Raw genomic sequence first — 17,641 nt, 5'->3', positions numbered from 1 at the left:
AGACTCCCGCCGAGCGAGGCGTTGGGATCGGCGTGGATGAGATGAGGCACGCGACCGTCGTCGTGATCGGCGCGGGCCAGGCGGGCCTGTCGGCGGCCCATCACCTCACGCGGCGCGGGTTCGCGAGCGCGCTCGAGGCGACGACGGGACGCACGCTCGTCGTGCTGGATGCGGCGACCGCTCCCGGAGGCGCGTGGCAGCACCGCTGGCGGTCGCTCACGATGTCGACGGTGAACGGCATCTTCGCGCTTCCGGGCGCCGAGCCGCCCGTCGTCGATACGGACGAGCCCAGTCGCGAGGCGGTCCCCCGCTACTTCGCGGAGTACGAGGCATCCGAGCACCTACCGATCCTGCGCCCCGTGCGGGTCACCCGCGTCGACGACGCGGGCGAGGAGCTCGTCGTGACCACCGACGCGGGCGTATGGCGGACGGATGCCGTCATCAACGCGACCGGCACGTGGACGAATCCGCTCCTGCCCGCCTACCCGGGTGCCGAGACCTTCGCCGGCAGACAGCTGCACACGCGCGACTACGTGTCCGCGGACGAGTTCGCCGGTCTGCGCGTCGCCGTCGTCGGCGGCGGGATCTCGGCCGTGCAGCAGCTCGAGGAGATCTCGCGGGTCGCCGAGACCTTCTGGTACACGCGGCGCGAGCCGACCTTCATCGAGGGCGAGTTCCAGCCCGAGACGACCGGCCGCGCCGTCATCGACCGCGTGATCGCCGACGTCGAGGCGGGGCGGCCGTCGCAGAGCGTCGTGAGCTACACGGGTCTCGCATGGACGCCGTATGCGATCGCCGCCCGCGAGAGGGGCGCGCTCGTGCGTCGGCCGATGTTCACGCGCATCGAGCGCGACGGGGTCCGCGAGGCGGACGGGTCGTTCACGCCCGTCGACGCGATCCTGTGGGCGACAGGGTTCCGTCCGGCGCTCTCGCACCTCGACGGCCTGGGCCTGCGCAACGACCTCGGCGGGATCGAGATGCGCGGGACGCGGGTCGCGGCGGATCCTCGCATCCATCTCATCGGCTTCGGCCCCTCGCAGTCGACCGTCGGCGCCAATCGCGCCGGTCGGGCCGCGGTCGTCGAGATCGTGAAGATGCTGGACGCCCGCGCCGTGACGGCTCCGTCAGCGCTGTAGCGGGTACGGACCTTCGACGATCGTGTGCCCGGTCTCTTCGGCCAGGCGGGCGACGATCTCGGCGCGGCGGCCGTGCATCCACGGCGGAGTCATCGCATCCCATTCCTGCGCCGGTGGCACGTAGAGGGCCGGCGGTGCGACACCCCAGCCGCCGTCGAAATCGAAGACCCGGTCGCCCTCGCGGTAGAGGACGCGCTCCTTCCAGCGAGGTTCGACCGTGAAGTCGTCGCTCACGCCGTGAAGACCGCGAACGCGTCGGGCACGAGGGCGCGACCGCCGAGGGCCGGAAGCTCCATGAGCACGCTCGTCGCGACGACGACGCCGCCGATCGCGGGGACCAGCTCGTGCGCCGCCTGCAGTGTGCCGCCCGTCGCGAGAACGTCGTCGACGAGCAGCACGCGGGTCCCGGACGCGATGTCGTCGTGCGCTTCGATGGTCGCGGTGCCGTATTCGAGGGCGTAGTCGACGGCTGCCGCGGGCCGCGGGAGCTTGCCGGCCTTGCGGATGGGAACGAGCCCCACGTCCGCGACCATCGCGACGGCCGCCGCCAACAGGAAGCCGCGCGCCTCGATGCCCGCGACGACGTCGAACTGCCCGTGGAAGGGCTCGATCATCGCGTCGATGACGCACCGCAGGCCCTCGGCATCCGCCAGCAGCGGCGTGATGTCGCGGAAAAGGACCCCCGGCTCGGGATAGTCGGGGATCGTGCGGATGAGCGCCTCGGCGCGGGCGAGGTCTTCGGTGGTCGGCACGCGCCCACCCTACCCGCGGTCCCGGATCATCCCCGGCGTGCACAACGTCGGGGATCCTGACCGACACGCCGTGCCGGCACGCGCCAGGACGGCGTGTCGGGCAGAACGTCCGACATCGTGCACGCCGCGTGGGGGTCAGGGGCGTCGGTCGATGTCCTCGCCCGACGACAGATCGCCGCACTCGACCTCCACGACGCCGTGCTCCGCGAGGTAGGGCCGTGCGCCGCGGTCACCCGAGACGGCGTCGGCGAGAGCGGCGACGTGGGCACGGGAGATCGCGACGGGATGCCCGGGGACACCGCGATAGACGGCCTGCGCGAGCTCGGCTCCCGATGCGAGCACCCGTGCGACCGCGAGGGGCGAGGCATCCGGAGTGTCGACCGTCATCACGACGACGACATCGGCGTCGAGCGCCGTCGCCAGCCCGGCGCGCAGGGAGGCCGAGACGCCGTCCGCCCAGTCCTCGGCGACGACGACGCGCGCGTCGGGCGGGACGAGAAGCGCGACCTCGTCGGCGGCGGCGCCCACGACGACGACGATGTCGTCGCACCCCCCGTCCCGGAGGACCCCGACGGCGAGCGCGATCCACGGCATCCCGTCGGCCGTCCGGGCGAGGCCCTTGGGACCGCCGAACCGCTCGCCCGCACCGGCGGCGAGGACGATTCCCGTCACGTGCATGCGAGCACCCCCGTCGCGTGAGCCCTGATTTTCCTGAGCGTAGTCCGCGTGAAACACGACCGGGTTAGCGTGGGACTGTGCTCGAACTCGCGCAGGACCTGCTGCCGCTCCTGCGGCGGGGCGTGCCGGTCGCAGCGGTGACCGTCACGAGGGTGGCTCGCAGCGCCCCGCGAGGGGCCGGAGCGACGATGGCGGTGACCGCCGACGGCGGCATCATCGGCTCGATCTCGGGCGGATGCGTCGAAGGGGATGCCGTCGTGCTCGCGCACACCGCGCGCGTGACCGGGGTCGCGCAGTCGGCCCGGCTCGGGTTCTCGGACGAGGCCGCCCACGCGGCGGGTCTCGCGTGCGGCGGCAGCGTCGACGTCGTCGCGTATCCGGTTCCCGCGGATGCCGCGGCGCTCGACGCCCTCGAACGCGCCGCCGCAGGCCGCGCGGCGACCTACCTGCTGCCCGGCGGCATCGAGCTGACGATCGACCCCGCTCCGCGCCTGTTCATCGTGGGCGCGGGCGAGCATGCCGCGGCACTGTGCCGTGTGGCATCCGCCGCGGGGTACCGCGTCACCGTCATCGACGTGTGGGCGTCCCTCGTGACGCGCGACCGGTTCCCGGATGCGGACGAGCTCGTCGTGGGGATGCCGGACGAGCACCTCGAACCGGGCGAGGGCTTCGCCGCCGTGTGCGTCCTCAGCCACGACGAGCGACTCGACGTCCCCGCCCTCGCGACCGCCCTGCGTGCGGGATTCGACTTCGTGGGGGCAATGGGGGCGCGCGGAACGGTCGCCCACCGTGCGGACCTGCTCCGGGCGCGCGGCGTCACCGGACGGCAGCTCGAGCGCGTGCACTCGCCGCTCGGCCTCGATCTCGGCGGACGCTCACCCGCAGAGACGGCGATCGCCGTGCTCGCCGAGATCACGGCATCCCGTCACGACGGCACGGGCCTGCCGCTGCGCGATCTGACCGGCGCCATCCACCGGCCGACGGAGAATGTCATCGACGTCGATGCGCAGGCTGGAAGCATCCGCGTCACCCCGTCGGCGTGCGCGCCGCTCCCCCCGGAAGGCACGACATGACCCGCACCATCATCGAGGGCGGCCATGTCGCGACCGTCGACTCGGCAGGCAGCGAACACGACGGCGGCCACGTCGTGATCGACGACGGGATCATCACGGCCGTCGGCGCAGGACGCGCGCCGGAAGAGCTGCGCGCGGGCGCCGAGATCGTGGACGCGACGGGATGCCTCGTCACCCCCGGTCTCGTGAACACGCACCACCACCTGTATCAGTGGCTCACGCGCGGCTACGCGCAGGATTCGATCCTGTTCGACTGGCTGACGTCGCTGTACCCGCTGTGGTCGCGGATCGACGCGGGGCTGACGGGAGTCGGCGCCGCGGGGGCGATGGCCGTGCTCGCGCGGTCGGGCTGCACGACCGTGGGCGACCACCACTACATCTTCCCGCAGGGCTCGGGCGACATCGTCGGCGCGATCGTCGACTCGGCCTCGCGCGTCGGCGTGCGCCTGCACGCGACGCGAGGCTCCATGGACCTCGGCGCATCGCAGGGCGGTCTGCCGCCGGACTTCGCGGTCGAGACGACCGCCGCCGCGCTCGCCGCGTCGCAGGAGGCGGTCGAGCGGTACCACGACGCATCCTTCGACTCCATGGTCCGCGTCGCGGTCGCGCCGTGCTCGCCGTTCTCGGTCACCGCCGATCTGCTGCGAGAGGCGGCGGTGCTCGCCCGCTCGCTCGACGTGCGCCTGCACACGCACGCCTCGGAGACGGTGGAGGAGGACGCCTACTGCGCCGAGCGATTCGGGATGACGCCGACGGACTATCTCGAGAGCCTCGGCTGGCTCGGCGACGACGTGTGGATGGCGCACTGCGTGCACCTCGACGAACCCGCGATCGCGCGCTACGCCGCGACCGGGACCGGGGTCGCGCACTGCCCGTCGTCCAACGGGCGCCTGGCGGCGGGCATCGCGCCCGTGCGCGCGATGCTCGACGCCGGCGTCCCGGTCGGGCTGGGCGTGGACGGCGCGGCGTCCAACGAGTCCGGCCAGCTCGGGATCGAAGTGCGCGAAGCCGTGCTCATGAACCGCCTGCGCACGGGTGCGGACTCATTCAGTGTGCGCGACGGCCTGCGGATCGCGACGATGGGGGGCGCTCGCGTGCTCGGCCGCCAGGACGAGATCGGCTCGCTCGAAGCCGGCAAGCTCGCCGACATCGCGGTGTGGCAGGTCGACCGCGTCGAGCACGCCGGCATCCTCGATCCCGTCGCCGCCCTCGGTCTCGGCGCGATGCCGCCGCTCAAGCGCCTCTTCGTGGGCGGGAACACCGTGGTCGAAGATGCGACGCTCGTGACGACCGACGAGGACGTGCTCGCGCGCGAGGTCGCCGCCGCATCGCGCGAACTCGCCGAGAGGCTCTGACGGTGGACATCGTCACGGTCACGAGGTTCCGTCGCGCCCGCACGCGCGACGACCTCGCACTCGACGACGGCGAGGTCGTCATGGCCGGAGGCACGTGGCTGATGAGCGAGCCGCAGCCCGATACGACGGGCTTCGTCGACCTCACCACGATGGGCTGGCCCGCGATCGAGATCACGGACGCCGGCCTGCGGATCGGCGCGACCTGCACGATCGCCGAGCTCGTCGCGTGGTCCCGCGGCCCCGACGTGCCGGCCGGGTGGGCCGCGGCATCCGTCATCCCCGACGCCGCGAACGCCCTGCTCGCATCGTTCAAGATCTGGAACACCGCGACCGTCGGCGGCAACGTGTGCCAGTCGTTCGCCGCGGGCTCGATGATCTCGCTCGCCGTCGCGCTCGACGGCACCGCCGAGGTGTGGAACGCCGACCGCGGAACGACCACCTGGGCGATCGCCGACCTCGTGACCGGCAACGCGGAGAACGCGCTCGCCCGCGGCGACGTGCTCCGCGCGATCGACCTCCCCGCGCACGCTCTCAGCGCGCGACTCGTCCTGCGCAAGATCGCGCTCGCCGAGCTGGGGCGCTCGGGCGCCGTCGTCACGGGCCGCCTCGATGCCGACGGCGCCGCCGTCTTCACCGTGACGGCGGCGGTGTCGCGTCCGTTCGTGGTGCGGTTCGCCGGGATTCCGGATGCCGCGGCCCTCGCGGCATCCATCGACGCCGCTCCGCACTACTACACCGACTCGCTCGGCGCCGCGGACTGGCGTCGAGGCGTGAGCATCGCGCTGGCCGAGCGCATCCGGGCGGAGCTGGCGGCATGAGGTTCCACGTCAACGGCGAGCCCGTCGACGCCGAGCCGCGGGCGGGCCAGTGTCTGCGGACGCTTCTGCGCGAGAACGGTCACCACGAGGTCAAGAAGGGATGCGACGCGGGCGACTGCGGCGCGTGCGCCGTGCTCGTCGACGGCACGCCCGTGCACTCGTGCATCATCCCCGCGGTGCGGATGGAAGGCGTCGAGGTGACCACGGCGGCCGGCCTCGCCCCGGGGGACGACCTGCACCCCGTGCAGGAGGCGCTCGTCGAGCACTTCGGCTTCCAGTGCGGATTCTGCACCGCGGGGATGTCGGTCACGGCGTCGACGCTGACCGTCGAGGACCTGCCCGACCTCGACCGGCGTATGAAAGGCAGCCTCTGCCGCTGCACGGGCTACCGGCCGATCCGCGCGGCGATCGAGGCATCCGTCCTCGGGCCCGTGCGCGAGACCGGGGCCTCCTCGCAACCCCGCGGCATCGGCGTCTCTGCGCGCCCGGAGCCCGGGCGGCGCGTCGTGCAGGGGCTCGAGCCGTTCACGTTCGACGTCGAGGTGCCCGACGCGCTCGTGCTGCGCGTGCTCGGCTCGCCGCACGCCCACGCGCGCATCGTCGCGATCGACGCGACGGCCGCGCGCGCCGTTCCCGGCGTCGTCGCCGTCTTCACGCACGAGGATGTCACCGCTCGGCGGTTCTCGACGGCACGGCACGAGCATCGCGAGGACGACCCCGACGACACCCGCATCCTCGATGACGTCGTGCGCTTCGTCGCGCAGCGGGTGGCGGCCGTCGTCGCCGAGGACGCCGAGGCGGCCGAGGCCGCCTGCCGACTCGTCGAGGTGACCTACGACGTGCTGCCGGCGGTGTTCGACCCCGAAGAGGCGCGCGCCGAGGGGGCACCCGTGCTGCACCCCGGTCTCACGGCCGTCGACCGCGTGGTCGAGGCATCCCGCAATCTCATCGCCGCGATGCACGACGGCATCGGCGGGGACGCGGATGCCGCGCTCGCGGCGAGCGATGTGACGGTGAGCGGCACGTGGCGGACCGGGCGCGTGTCGCACGCGCAGCTCGAGACGCACGGCGCCATCGGATGGCTGGACGACGACGGGCGCCTCGTCGTGCGCTCGAGCACGCAGGTGCCGTTCCTCGTGCGCGACGAGCTCGCCCACCTCTTCGAGCTCCCGAAGGATCGGGTGCGCGTGTTCGCGGCACGCGTCGGCGGTGGCTTCGGAGGCAAGCAGGAGATGTTCACCGAGGACCTCGTCGCCCTCGCGGTGCTGCGCACGGGTCGGCCTGTCGCCTTCGAGTACACGCGCACCGAGGAGTTCCGACGCGCGTCGGTGCGGCATCCGTTCCGCGTCGCGGTCTCGCTCGGCGCGACGGCGGACGGCGTGCTCACGGCGATGAAGCTCGATGTGCTCAGCGACACGGGCGCCTACGGCAATCACGGCATCGGCGTGCTGTTCCACGGCGTCTCGGAGTCGGTCAACGTGTACCGGTGTCCCGTGAAGCAGATCGACGCCGAGGTGGTCTACACGAACAACGTGCCCTCGGGAGCCTTCCGCGGCTACGGGCTGGGACAGGTCATCCTCGGCGTCGAGTCGGCGATGGACATGCTCGCGGAGCGCCTCGACATCGACCCGTTCGACCTGCGGCGCATCAACGCCGTGCGGGACGGCGATGCGCTGCTCACGGTGTTCGAGGAGCCCGAGGACGACCTCGTCTGGGGCAGCTACGGCCTCGATCAGTGCCTCGATCTCGCGCAGAGCGCGCTGCGGCGGGGCAACGGGGCCGAGGCGCCCGAGGGCTGGCTCGTCGGCGAGGGGATGGCGCTGTCGTTCATCGCGGCGATGGCGCCGGGCGGTCATCACGCCCATGCGTCGGCGACGATCCGACCGGACGGCACGTTCGTGCTCGCGGTGGGCACGGCGGAGTTCGGCAACGGCACGAGCACCGTGCACCGCCAGATCGCCCAGACGATCCTCGGAGCGTCCGGCGACCGCGTCGTGCTGCGCTCCGCCGACACCGACGCCGTCGCGCACGACACGGGAGCGTTCGCCTCGGCCGGTGTCGTGGGAGCGGGCCGCGCCCTGCAGGACGCCTGCACGCGATTGCGGGATCGCCTGCTGGCCGTCGCGCGGGAGCTCACGGGCGCCGACGAGGCGACGCTCGAGACCGACGGCGTGCGGGCCGGAAGGCTGGTCACGTTCGCCGAGATCGTGGATGCCTCGCCCGACCGCAGTCCGGAAGGACTCGTCGCCGACGGCGAGCAGCACGGCGACGAGCGGAGTCTGTCGTTCAACGTGCACGCCGTGCGCGTCGCCGTCGAGGCGGAGACCGGCACGGTGCGCGTGCTGCAGTCCGTGCAGGCGGCGGATGCCGGCGTGCTGCTCAATCCCGCGCAGGTGCGCGGTCAGATCGAGGGCGGCGCGGCGCAGGGCATCGGCAGCGCGCTCTATGAGGAGGTGCTCGTCGACGACGACGGAGCGGTGTCGAACCCCGTCTTCCGGCTCTACCGCGTGCCGCAGTTCGCCGACATCCCCGACACCGAGGTGCTCTTCGCCGACACGGTGGACACGGTCGGACCGTTCGGGGCGAAGTCGATGAGCGAGTCGCCCTACAACCCGGTCGCCGCCGCCGTCGGCAACGCGATCGCCCGCGCCGTCGGCCGTCGTCCGTTCCGGCAGCCGTTCACGCGCGAGCGCGTGTGGCGCCTCGCGAACGACCTCGACTGACGTCCCTAGCCGAGAGCACTTCGTACGCACGACGTGTCTCGGCGCGCCCGTGATTCGGGGGCGCGATCGTGCGGGGGAAGCACTCTCGCGCTTACTACGCGCCCGGCGGATTCACACCGCCGAAACACGCGGACGCACGCGGTGAAACGTGCGACCAATAGCGTCGCCCTGATCACATGCATCTCGAAGGGGGAGCCAACCCGATGGCATCACACAGCAACCTGTCCCGCCGCGCGCGCTTCGGCGCCGTCGCGGCGGCGACTCTCGCATCCGTCCTCGTCCTCGCGGGCTGCGCCGGCGGCGCCGCCCCCAGCTCGTCCGGCAGCGGCGGCGGGGATGAAGCGGCCTCGTTCGGCGACGTCAGCATCCAGTACTCGTGGATCAAGAACGAGGAGTTCGCCGGCGAGTTCTACGCGTACGAGAACGGCTACTACGACGAGGCCGGCTTCGGCGAGGTCACGGGCATCGCCGGCCCCGACACCGGCGTCGCGAAGCTCCTGTCCGGCCAGGTGCAGTTCGCGCTGAGCGACGCGGCCTCGGTCGGCGCCGCGGTCGCCGAGCAGGATGCCCCCCTCAAGATCATCGGCGCGACGTTCCAGAAGAACCCGTTCACGATCCTCTCGCTGGCCGACGGCGGGAACATCGCGACACCCGAGGACCTCAAGGGCAAGAAGATCGGCGTGCAGGACTCCAACGCCTCCGTCTTCGCGGCGCTGCTCGCCGCGAACGGCATCGACGCGAGCGAGCTCGAGATCGTGCCGGTCGACTTCGACCCGACGCCGCTCATCAACGGCGAGGTCGACGGCTTCATGGCCTACCTCACGAACGAGGCGATCACGGTCGAGATGGCGGGCTACCCGGTCACCAACCTCGCCTACGCCGAGAACGGTCTCCCCTACGTCGCCGAGACGTTCACGGTCACCGACCAGTACCTGGCCGAGAACAAGGACCTCATCAAGGCGTTCCTGATCGCCGAGATCAAGGGCTGGACCGACACGTTCAAGAACCCGACCGACGACACCGTCGCACTCGTCACCGACTACTACAACGAGTCGGCCGCCGCGGGCGACCTCACCTTCGGCGAGCTCGACCCGGCGAAGGTCGCGGCGGGCATCCTCGCGCAGGCGCTGCTCATCTCGACCGACGAGACCGAGGCCAACGGCCTGTTCACGATCTCGGACGACCTCAAGGAGCAGACGCTCGCGTCGCTCAAGGCGTCGGGCTGGGAGCTCACCGCCGACCAGCTGTTCGACACGACGATCATCGACGAGATCTACGAGGAGAACCCCGACCTCCTGGCGTACCTGCCGTAAGGGATCATGACCATCTCCTCCACCACGGATGCCGGTGCCCAGACAGGCACCGGCATCCAGATCACCGGAGTCTCCAAGTCGTTCGCACTGCGAGGAGGCAAGTCCCTCCTCGCCCTGCAGGACACCGACCTCCACACCGAGAAGGGCTCGTTCCTGGCCCTTCTCGGTCCGTCGGGATGCGGCAAGTCGACGATCCTGAGGATCCTCGCCGCTCTCGACCACCCGACGCACGGCACGGCCCTCGTCGACGGCGAATCGCCCGATCAGCTGCGCTCCAAGAGCGAGCTCGGCATCGCGTTCCAGGACCACGCCCTCCTGCCGTGGCGCAGCGTCCGCAAGAACATCGAGCTGCCGTTCGAGGTCGCCGGCAAGCCGGTCGACCGGGACTACGTCGATGAGCTGATCGCCCTCGTCGGCCTGAAGGACTTCGCGAACGCGAAGCCCGCGCAGCTGTCGGGCGGCATGCGGCAGCGTGCATCCATCGCCCGCGCCCTCGTGCTCAAGCCGTCCGTCCTGCTGCTCGACGAGCCGTTCGGGGCGCTGGATGACATGACCCGCCAGAACCTGAACCTCGAGCTCCTCCGCATCTGGACCGAGAAGCCCGCGACGACCCTCCTCGTGACGCACGGCATCAGCGAGGCGATCTTCCTCGCCGACCGGGTGGCAGTGATGTCGCCGCGGCCCGGCCGCGTCAAGGAGATCATCGAGATCGACCTGCCCCGGCCGCGGACCCCCGACATGATGCGCACGCCCGAGTTCCACGCCTACGTCGATCGGGCGTCGGAGCTGCTGTTCGGCTCGGACGGTCGGGCCGAAGCGGAGGCGTGATGCGCACCACCTGGAAGATGCCGACGTGGGCCGCCGGGCTCATCGGCGCGGCGGTGCTCATCGTCGTGTGGTGGATCTTCTCGCTCACGGCGTTCCAGATCCAGGCAGGGACGTCGTTCACCCCCGTCCCCTCGCCCTGGGCGGTCTTCGAGTGGCTGTTCCTCGACGGCAACATCCTGGGCGCGTGGGGCGTCTTCCAGCCGACGATCACCGCCGCCGCGATCGGCTACGTGTGGGGCAACGGCATCGCCCTCGTCCTGGCCGCCTTCGTGCTCGTGTTCCCCAAGACCGAGACGGTCGTGACGCAGATCGCCGTCGTGAGCTACTGCCTGCCGATCGTCGCGGTCGGGGGCATCTCGGTCGTCGTGCTCGGCGGCGCCAAGAATCCCGGCGACCCGTCGGCCACCGCGATCTTCCTCGCGGCACTCGTGTGCGTCTTCACGACCGTCGTCGGATCGATCCTCGGCTTCAAGTCCGCCGACAAGGCCTCGCTCGACGTCGTGCGTGTCTTCGGCGGCAGCTCGTGGACGCAGCTGCGCAAAGTGCGCCTGATCGCGGCGCTGCCCGCGATCCTCAACGCCTTGCAGATCGCGGTGCCGACGGCCTTCCTCGGCGCCGTCCTCGGCGAGTACCTCGGTGCGATCACGGCCGGCGTCGGTCCGACGCTCATCCGTCTGCAGGGCCAGCTCGACGCCGCCGGGGTCTGGTCGGTGTTCCTGCTGTGCGCCGTCTTCGCGCTCGTCGCCTACGGCCTCGTCGGACTGCTCGTCCGGCTCGTCACCCCCTGGGTCTCGGGGAAGGCATCATGACCGAGAAGCTCGTCGACACCGCCCATCCGCCGACCCCCCTCACGGGCCAGCTCGTGCTGCAGGCCGATCCCGTCGCACAGGCGCGCCTGCGAGCGGACCGCCGAAGGGCACTCCTGCGCACGATCGGCAGGTCCCTCGCGAACGCCGTCATCACCTTCGCGATCGTGCTCATCCTCTGGCAGTGCATCGTGAGCTTCAGCGGCATCTCGCCGTTCATCGCGAAGGGACCCGTCGACGTCTGGAACCACCTCTTCGTCGATGAGGATGCCGCGGAGCACCGCGCCACGATGGCGCCGCTCGTCGCCCAGACGCTCCTCGACTCGTCGATCGGCTTCGTGTTCGGCATGATCACGGCGGTCGTGCTCGCTGTGCTGTTCAGCCTCTCCAAGGCGGTCGAGGCCGGCGTCATGCCGCTCGTCCTGCTGCTGCGCACGATCCCGCTCGTCTCGATCGCGCCCGTCATCATCCTCATCACGGGGCGCGGCACCGTGGCATCCGTCGCCGTCATCGGAACGATCGTCGTCCTCTTCCCCGCGCTCGCGAGCATCCTGTTCGGACTCAGCCGCGCGAGTCAGCAGAGCATCGACGTCGTGCACGTCTTCGGAGGCGGACGCTTCACGTCGCTGCGCAAGGTGAACTTCCCCGGTGCGGGGCCGTCGCTCTTCGCCGCGGCGCGCGTGTCGGTGCCGGGTGCCGTCACGGGTGCGCTGCTCGCGGAGTGGCTGTCGACCGGTCAGGGCATCGGCGGATCGATCCTGAAGTTCAACGCGCAGGCGCAGTTCACGCAGCTCTGGACGTCGATCGCCCTCATCACCCTCATCACGCTCCTGCTCTACAACATCGTGCAGATCGTCGAGAACATCGTGCTCGTGCGCATGGGCATGCAGCCCGGTCAGCGCTGAGCCCCATCACCCCGGGATCCCCTCCCCGTCCCGTGGCCGGCGCGCGAACCCACCCACTCCTGCCGAACCCACCCGCATCTGCGCGCGAAAGTGAGTGGGTTCGGGGAAGGCGGGTGGGTTCGGCGAGAGAGCGAGGGCGAGCTCAGCGGTCGGCGGCGAGCTGCAGGACGGTCTCGGCGAGGGACCGGATGCCGCGCGCCACGTCCTGCTCGGAGACCGCCTCGTCGGGGTGGTGGCTGATGCCGTCCGGATTGCGGAGGAAGAGCATCCCGACTCCGGTCACGGCGCCGATCGCCATCGCATCATGACCTGCGCGGCTGAAGATGACGGCCGGGTCCTCGGCGGTGTCGACGGTGGATCGGATGCCCTCGCGCAGGGCGTCCTGCAGGAGGGGCGCGCAGAAGACCGCCGGAGCGCTGTGCACCTCGCGCGCGGTCCAGCGCAGGCCGCGGCGACCCATGATCGCGTCGATCTCGCGCTCGATCGACCGCCAGACGCCGTCGCGCGTCTCGTCGAACTCGCCGCGCAGGTCGAGTGACAGGTGCGCCTCGCCCGGCACGACGTTGACTGCGCCGGGGTACGCCTCGAGCTGACCGACGGTGCCGATGACGTGGTGTTCGGCGCGGCAGATCCGCTCGACGGCGAGCGCGGCCTCCGACGCGCCGAGCAGTGCGTCGTGGCGGCGGTCGTACGGCGTCCCGCCGGCGTGCCGCGCCTCGCCCTCGACGACGAGCTGGAAGCGCCGTGCGGAGGCGATGGATGACACGACCGCGAGCGCTTCGCCGCGCTCGTCGAGCTCGGGACCCTGCTCGATGTGCGCTTCGAGGTAGCCGACGAGTTCGTCGGGTCGGCGCGCCGCCTCGGCGATGCGCCCGGGATCGAGCCCGAACTCGAGGAACGCCTCCCGCAGCGACGTGCCGTCGGCATCCGTGAGCGTCCACCACTGCGGCTCCCACGTCCCCGCGACGGCTGACGACCCGAGCAGCGCCTTGCCGAAGCGCGTGCCCTCCTCATCCGAGAACGCGACGACCTCGAGCGCGAACGGCAGCCGGGCATCCCGCAGCAGCCGCACGACCTCGAGCGCCATGAGCACGCCGACGATGCCGTCGAAGCGCCCCGCGTCGGGCACCGTGTCGAGGTGCGAGCCGAGCATCAGGGCGGGGGATGCCGCGTCGCCCGCGCGACCGAGCTGGTTGCCCGCGGCATCCTGCCTCGTCGTCATGCCGATCTCGCGCATCCATTCCGCCGCGAGCCGGTTGACCCGCGCATGCTCGGGCGAGAGGTACACCCGCTCGATGCTCCCCTGCGCCGAAGTGACGCGCGCCAGTTCGTCGCAGCGCACCATGACGCGCCGCGCCGCCGCGGCGATGCGATCCCGCTCCGCGAGGAGAAGGGCCATCACGCCCCCCGGTACACGTCTCGCGCGGCGTCGACGCCGCCGCCCGTCGGGACCGGCGCACCGTACCGGCGCAGCATCGTCTCGAGCGCCGTGAGCGTCGTCATGACCGCGTCCTCGCGGGCGTTGTAGCCCATCGTCCCGATCCTCCACACGCGACCGTGCAGCGGTCCGAACGAGGTGCCGATCTCGATGCCGTCCTCCTCGAGGAGCGCGGCGCGCGCCACGTCGCCCGGCACGCCGTCGGGGATCTCGACGGCGACGACGTTGTTCATCTTGTGCGCGATGTCTCCGAACACGGTGAGGCCGAGACCCTGCACGCCGGCGAGCATCGCGGCGCCGGCGACGCGATGCCGCTCGATGACGGCATCCCGTCCCTCGAGCAGCAGAACGCGCGCGCACTCGCGCGCCGCGTACAGCATCGAGGTCGCCTCGGTGTGGTGGTTGAGCCGGCGCGGCCCCCAGTAGTCGAGGATCATGCCGAGATCGAAGTAGTTCGAGCGCACGAAGTCGGCGGCCGACGGATCGCCGGGTTCGCGGATGCCGGCCTCGATCTTCTTGCGCGCCTGGACGACCTCGACCGCGCGCGGAGACAGGGTGATCGGCGACGACCCGGAGGGCCCGCCGAGGCACTTCTGCAGCCCGGCGGTGGCGGCATCCAGCCCCCACGCGTCCGCCTCGAACGCGTTCCCGCCGAGCGAGGCCGTCGCGTCGGTGTAGAACAGCACCCCGTGCTTCTCGCACAGAGCGCCGATCTCGTCGAGCGGCTGGTTCATCGTGGTCGAGGTGTCGCCCTGCACGAGGGCGAGCAGCGTCGGCTTCACCCGGGCGACGGCCTCCGCGATCGCCGAGACCGGGAACACCTCGCCCCACGGCACCTCGATCGTGTGCACGTCGGCGAGCGCGCGCTCGGCGATCTCGGCGAGCAGATGCCCGAAGCGGCCGAAGATCGGAACCAGGACCCGGTCACCGGGACGCACGAGCGACACGATCGCCGCTTCGATCCCGGCGCGCGACGTGCCGTCGACGAGGAGTGTCGCTTCGTTGGTCGTGGCCCACACGGCGCGATAGAGCTCCTGCGTCTCGGTCATCGTGCCCGTCATGAACGGGTCGTACTGGCCGACGAGGGGAGCCGACATCGCCTCGAGGACAGTCGGATACGCCGAGATCGGGCCGGGACCCATCAGCAGGCGCGGAGGGGGCGAGATCGGGCCGGGGATGTTCATGGCTTCTCCAGGTGCTCGGCGAGCTCGCGTGCGCGGCGTACGAGCGAGATGTCCGCGCCCTCGCGCGCGACGAAGCAGACTCCGACGGGTGCGGGGCCCGAGGTCGAGGGCACCGTGAGCAGCGGGGCCGACAGCGCGGGCAGGCCTCCGATCGCGGCGGGGCTCGTCATGCGCAGCGTCGCCGTGCGCACCTCGTCGACCCGCGGACCCGACCCCGTGCGCAGCGGCGCGGGTCCGGGCACGGTCGGCATGATGAGCACGGCGTCCTCGACGAGGTCGCGGATCCGCGCACGGAGCGGCTCGAGGGAGCGGCGGGCGGATGCCTCGTCCTCCGCGGTGATGGTGGATGCCACGCGGAACCGCTCGGCGACAGCGGCCCCCAGGGCACCCGGGTGGGCCGTCACCCACGCGCCGTTGTTGCGCCAGGCCTCGGCGCCCTGCACCGTCCGGAACGGCGCGAGCCACTCGTCGAGGTCGCCGATCGATACGCTGTCGGCGTCGAGCCGCCCGGCGACGGCCTCGAAGGCCGCACGGGTCTCGGGCTGCGCCGCGTCGAGGACCTCGAGCGGCACCGCGAAGCGCCGCGGAAGCTCGGCGGGCACGCCCTCGGTCGTCTCGGATCCGTCGTAGCTCAGACACCAGTCCGCGACGCGCTCGAGCGTCGCGCCGTCGCGCGTGAGCCAGCCGATCGTGTCGAACGACTGCGCGAGCGGCAGCATCCCCTGCCGCGGCACGAGCCCGTGCGTCGTGCGGAGGCCCCAGAGGCCCTGGTACGACGCCGGCACGCGGATCGAACCGGCCGTGTCGGTCGCAAGACCGATGTCGGCCTGCCCCGTCGACACGGCCGTCGCCGGGCCGCTCGACGATCCGCCGGGAAGGGCTCCGGGGAGCGCGCCGTTGGTCGGGGTGCCGTAGTGGGCGTTGTCGCCCGCGATGCTGTACGCGAACTCGTCCGTGCGGGCGATGCCCCGCAGCGAGGTGCCGGCCCGCAGCAGATCGGCGACGGCGGGCGCGGTCGTCGCCTCGGCCCTCGCGCCGTCGAGGTAGGTCGGATTGCCCGCGCCGATGCGATAGCCCTTGATCGCGAAGAGGTCCTTGACGGCGACCGTGAGCCCCGCGAGCGCGCCCTCCCAGGCGCCCTGCCACAGGGGCGAGCCGACGGTGCGCCACACCGAGGTATCGAGGGCCGGGGCGCGCGGCGTGACGTGCGCCGCCGTGATCAGCCACGTGCCGTCGATGCGCTGCCACACCTGCGTCTGCAGGCCTGTGCCGCCGCCGGCGTAGCGCGACACCGAGACGAGGAGCGCGGCATCCGTCGCCAGCGCTCGGTATTCGATCCGCTCGATCGAACGCGCCGGCACACCGGCGCGCAGGCCGCGGAAGGCCGAGATCGCCTCGAATCCGACGAGCAGCCCCGCGCCGTCGCCGCGGAGGGTCTCGGAGGCGGGAGCGAACGAGGCGTCCAGCACCTCGACGTCGTTCGCGACGATCGCCGCCTCGTACCGCTCGAACGCGGCGAGCAGATCGGGCGGGATGTCAGCCACGGTCGACCCCCTCGAAGTCCGCCTCGCGGATGCGGGCGTGCACACCGCACACGATGTCGACGACCTGCGAGATATCGAAGTCGGTCGCGGCGCTGAGGTAGGCGTACGCGAGGTGCTCGTCGAGGCCCCAGCGAGCCTGCAGCAGCGCGAGCGCGGCACGCACGCATTCGCGCATCGCGACGTTCAGGTCGGGGTCGAGCCCCGTCGGCACGAGGTAGCCGCCCGCCCGGGCGAGAGGGCCGAGGACCTCGCCGAACTCGGCGAGCGCCTCGTCGCGCGGCACGACGTCGAAGCGGAGCGTCGCGCGGAGGGATGCCTCGAGCGCCGTCAGTGCGACCTCGCCGTCGCCCTGCGCGAAGTGCGGGTCGCCGACGTACGCGAGCGCGCCCTCGACCTGCACGGGGAGGTAGAGCACGGCCCCCTCGGTCAGGAGGTTGATGTCGATGTTGCCGCCGTGTGCTCCCGGCGGAACGGAATGCGGTCGCTCGTCGGAGTCGACGGCCACCCCCATCGTGCCGAGGAAGGGCGCAAGCGGGAACGCGATGACGCGATCGCCGCCCTCGACGACGGGCAGGAGGCCGACGAGACGGTCGCCGCGGCTCTCGACGGGAGTGAAGACGCTGACGTTGCCCTCGCGGCGCGGCAGCTCGCCGGGCAGGGCGCCCTTGCCGTGCCGATTCGAGATGACACCGTAGGGCACGCGAGGGTCGAGCCTCTCGACAGTGATCTTCAGCAGGTCACCCGGGTGCGCGCCTCGGACGAAGATCGGGCCGGTGACGACGTGCGGTCCGTCGGCGGCCGGGTCGCGGGAGAGGGTGGCTGCGATGGCCACGGCGTCGTCGAGGATGGATGCCGCATCCACGCCGTGAGCCGTGAAGAACGCGATCGGATCCTTGCCCTGGTCTTCGAGCACGCCCTCGTGACTCACGGTGTCGATCGTCACGCTCGCGCCGGCCGCCACCGCGAGCACCGGCGCATCGACTCGGCACGGAAGCCGCCCCCACAGCACCGTCTCGGGTGTCGACCGCAGATAGTGATCGCCGGGGGTCTCGCCCACTCCAGGCTGGAGGATCCTCATGGTGTCATCC

At 71.7% G+C, this 17,641-nt stretch carries 16 protein-coding genes; 9 read left to right on the top strand and 7 right to left on the bottom strand.

The genetic code is table 11. The annotated features are described in order from the left end of the window. Positions 1-41 precede the first annotated feature (41 nt). Entirely contained in the window at positions 42-1,136 is a 1,095-nt protein-coding gene (locus tag ACTIFV_RS03035) for an NAD(P)-binding domain-containing protein (RefSeq protein WP_439591393.1), read from the top strand. Here the strand turns inward: ACTIFV_RS03035 and ACTIFV_RS03030 are convergent. From ACTIFV_RS03030 to ACTIFV_RS03020, 3 genes are all read right to left on the bottom strand, one after another. Further along, positions 1,125-1,370, bottom strand: a complete 246-nt coding sequence (locus ACTIFV_RS03030) for a hypothetical protein (protein WP_439591273.1) — start codon at positions 1,368-1,370, stop codon at positions 1,125-1,127. The two genes, ACTIFV_RS03035 and ACTIFV_RS03030, sit on opposite strands and share 12 nt — an antisense overlap. Beyond that, a complete protein-coding gene (locus ACTIFV_RS03025) occupies positions 1,367-1,888 on the bottom strand; it encodes an adenine phosphoribosyltransferase (RefSeq protein WP_439591272.1) in 522 nt (173 codons plus the stop codon). The genes ACTIFV_RS03030 and ACTIFV_RS03025 overlap by 4 nt, the downstream gene beginning before the upstream one ends. A 135-nt stretch (positions 1,889-2,023) precedes the next feature. Next, positions 2,024-2,566, bottom strand: a complete 543-nt coding sequence (locus ACTIFV_RS03020; protein WP_439591271.1) for a nucleotidyltransferase family protein — start codon at positions 2,564-2,566, stop codon at positions 2,024-2,026. Between the two features lie 77 nt (positions 2,567-2,643). Here ACTIFV_RS03020 and ACTIFV_RS03015 point away from each other — a divergent pair, with 77 nt between their 5' ends. The 8 genes from ACTIFV_RS03015 to ACTIFV_RS02980 all read left to right on the top strand — a co-directional run bounded on the left by ACTIFV_RS03015 (position 2,644) and on the right by ACTIFV_RS02980 (position 12,387). After that, positions 2,644-3,639 (top strand): XdhC family protein, encoded by a 996-nt coding sequence (locus tag ACTIFV_RS03015; RefSeq protein WP_439591270.1) that lies wholly within the window; start codon positions 2,644-2,646, stop codon positions 3,637-3,639. Beyond that, on the top strand, positions 3,636-4,994 hold the full coding sequence (locus ACTIFV_RS03010) for an 8-oxoguanine deaminase (RefSeq protein WP_439591269.1): 1,359 nt from the start codon (positions 3,636-3,638) through the stop codon (positions 4,992-4,994). Before ACTIFV_RS03015 ends, ACTIFV_RS03010 begins: the two co-directional genes overlap by 4 nt. A gap of 2 nt (positions 4,995-4,996) precedes the next feature. Further along, positions 4,997-5,812 carry an FAD binding domain-containing protein gene (locus tag ACTIFV_RS03005; protein WP_439591268.1) on the top strand — a complete coding sequence of 272 codons (816 nt, stop codon included), beginning with the start codon at positions 4,997-4,999 and terminating at the stop codon, positions 5,810-5,812. Continuing rightward, positions 5,809-8,535, top strand: coding sequence for a molybdopterin-dependent oxidoreductase (locus ACTIFV_RS03000; protein ID WP_439591267.1), 2,727 nt, complete (start codon positions 5,809-5,811; stop codon positions 8,533-8,535). The genes ACTIFV_RS03005 and ACTIFV_RS03000 overlap by 4 nt, the downstream gene beginning before the upstream one ends. A 203-nt stretch (positions 8,536-8,738) precedes the next feature. After that, complete coding sequence (locus ACTIFV_RS02995) at positions 8,739-9,848, top strand: ABC transporter substrate-binding protein (protein ID WP_439591266.1); 1,110 nt, start codon at positions 8,739-8,741, stop codon at positions 9,846-9,848. Positions 9,849-9,854: 6 nt separating this feature from the next. After that, entirely contained in the window at positions 9,855-10,676 is an 822-nt protein-coding gene (locus tag ACTIFV_RS02990; RefSeq protein ID WP_439591265.1) for an ABC transporter ATP-binding protein, read from the top strand. Continuing rightward, positions 10,676-11,485, top strand: a complete 810-nt coding sequence (locus ACTIFV_RS02985; RefSeq protein ID WP_439591264.1) for an ABC transporter permease — start codon at positions 10,676-10,678, stop codon at positions 11,483-11,485. The genes ACTIFV_RS02990 and ACTIFV_RS02985 overlap by 1 nt, the downstream gene beginning before the upstream one ends. Further along, complete coding sequence (locus ACTIFV_RS02980) at positions 11,482-12,387, top strand: ABC transporter permease (protein WP_439591263.1); 906 nt, start codon at positions 11,482-11,484, stop codon at positions 12,385-12,387. The genes ACTIFV_RS02985 and ACTIFV_RS02980 overlap by 4 nt, the downstream gene beginning before the upstream one ends. Before the next feature lie 142 nt (positions 12,388-12,529). On the opposite strand, the gene ACTIFV_RS02975 is transcribed toward ACTIFV_RS02980, so the two are convergent. Genes ACTIFV_RS02975 through ACTIFV_RS02960 form a run of 4 tightly spaced genes read right to left on the bottom strand, consistent with a single transcriptional unit; the run spans position 12,530 to position 17,631 of the window. After that, the gene (locus ACTIFV_RS02975; protein WP_439591262.1) at positions 12,530-13,786 is read right to left on the bottom strand and encodes an allantoate amidohydrolase; all 1,257 of its coding nucleotides are present in this window, start codon (positions 13,784-13,786) and stop codon (positions 12,530-12,532) included. Continuing rightward, a complete protein-coding gene (locus ACTIFV_RS02970; protein WP_439591261.1) occupies positions 13,786-15,009 on the bottom strand; it encodes a pyridoxal-phosphate-dependent aminotransferase family protein in 1,224 nt (407 codons plus the stop codon). The genes ACTIFV_RS02975 and ACTIFV_RS02970 overlap by 1 nt, the downstream gene beginning before the upstream one ends. Continuing rightward, positions 15,006-16,553 carry an AtzH-like domain-containing protein gene (locus ACTIFV_RS02965; RefSeq protein WP_439591260.1) on the bottom strand — a complete coding sequence of 516 codons (1,548 nt, stop codon included), beginning with the start codon at positions 16,551-16,553 and terminating at the stop codon, positions 15,006-15,008. The genes ACTIFV_RS02970 and ACTIFV_RS02965 overlap by 4 nt, the downstream gene beginning before the upstream one ends. Further along, positions 16,546-17,631 (bottom strand): acetamidase/formamidase family protein, encoded by a 1,086-nt coding sequence (locus ACTIFV_RS02960; protein WP_439591259.1) that lies wholly within the window; start codon positions 17,629-17,631, stop codon positions 16,546-16,548. Before ACTIFV_RS02960 ends, ACTIFV_RS02965 begins: the two co-directional genes overlap by 8 nt. Between the last annotated feature and the right edge of the window lie 10 nt (positions 17,632-17,641).

It is taken from the genome of Microbacterium sp., assembly GCF_051860965.1.
GTDB lineage: Bacteria > Actinomycetota > Actinomycetes > Actinomycetales > Microbacteriaceae > Microbacterium.
Note: the sequence above shows the minus strand (reverse complement) of the source record. Positions and strands in the feature narration are given on the sequence as shown.

Coding starts and splice junctions, on each gene's coding strand:
- ACTIFV_RS03035 (WP_439591393.1), top strand. CDS start 42: ATGAGGCACGCGACCGTCGTCGTGATCGGCGCGGGCCAGGCGGGCCTG.
- ACTIFV_RS03020 (WP_439591271.1), bottom strand. CDS start 2,566: ATGCACGTGACGGGAATCGTCCTCGCCGCCGGTGCGGGCGAGCGGTTC.
- ACTIFV_RS03010 (WP_439591269.1), top strand. CDS start 3,636: ATGACCCGCACCATCATCGAGGGCGGCCATGTCGCGACCGTCGACTCG.
- ACTIFV_RS03000 (WP_439591267.1), top strand. CDS start 5,809: ATGAGGTTCCACGTCAACGGCGAGCCCGTCGACGCCGAGCCGCGGGCG.
- ACTIFV_RS02995 (WP_439591266.1), top strand. CDS start 8,739: ATGGCATCACACAGCAACCTGTCCCGCCGCGCGCGCTTCGGCGCCGTC.
- ACTIFV_RS02990 (WP_439591265.1), top strand. CDS start 9,855: ATGACCATCTCCTCCACCACGGATGCCGGTGCCCAGACAGGCACCGGC.
- ACTIFV_RS02985 (WP_439591264.1), top strand. CDS start 10,676: ATGCGCACCACCTGGAAGATGCCGACGTGGGCCGCCGGGCTCATCGGC.
- ACTIFV_RS02980 (WP_439591263.1), top strand. CDS start 11,482: ATGACCGAGAAGCTCGTCGACACCGCCCATCCGCCGACCCCCCTCACG.
- ACTIFV_RS02975 (WP_439591262.1), bottom strand. CDS start 13,786: ATGGCCCTTCTCCTCGCGGAGCGGGATCGCATCGCCGCGGCGGCGCGG.
- ACTIFV_RS02970 (WP_439591261.1), bottom strand. CDS start 15,009: ATGAACATCCCCGGCCCGATCTCGCCCCCTCCGCGCCTGCTGATGGGT.
- ACTIFV_RS02960 (WP_439591259.1), bottom strand. CDS start 17,631: ATGAGGATCCTCCAGCCTGGAGTGGGCGAGACCCCCGGCGATCACTAT.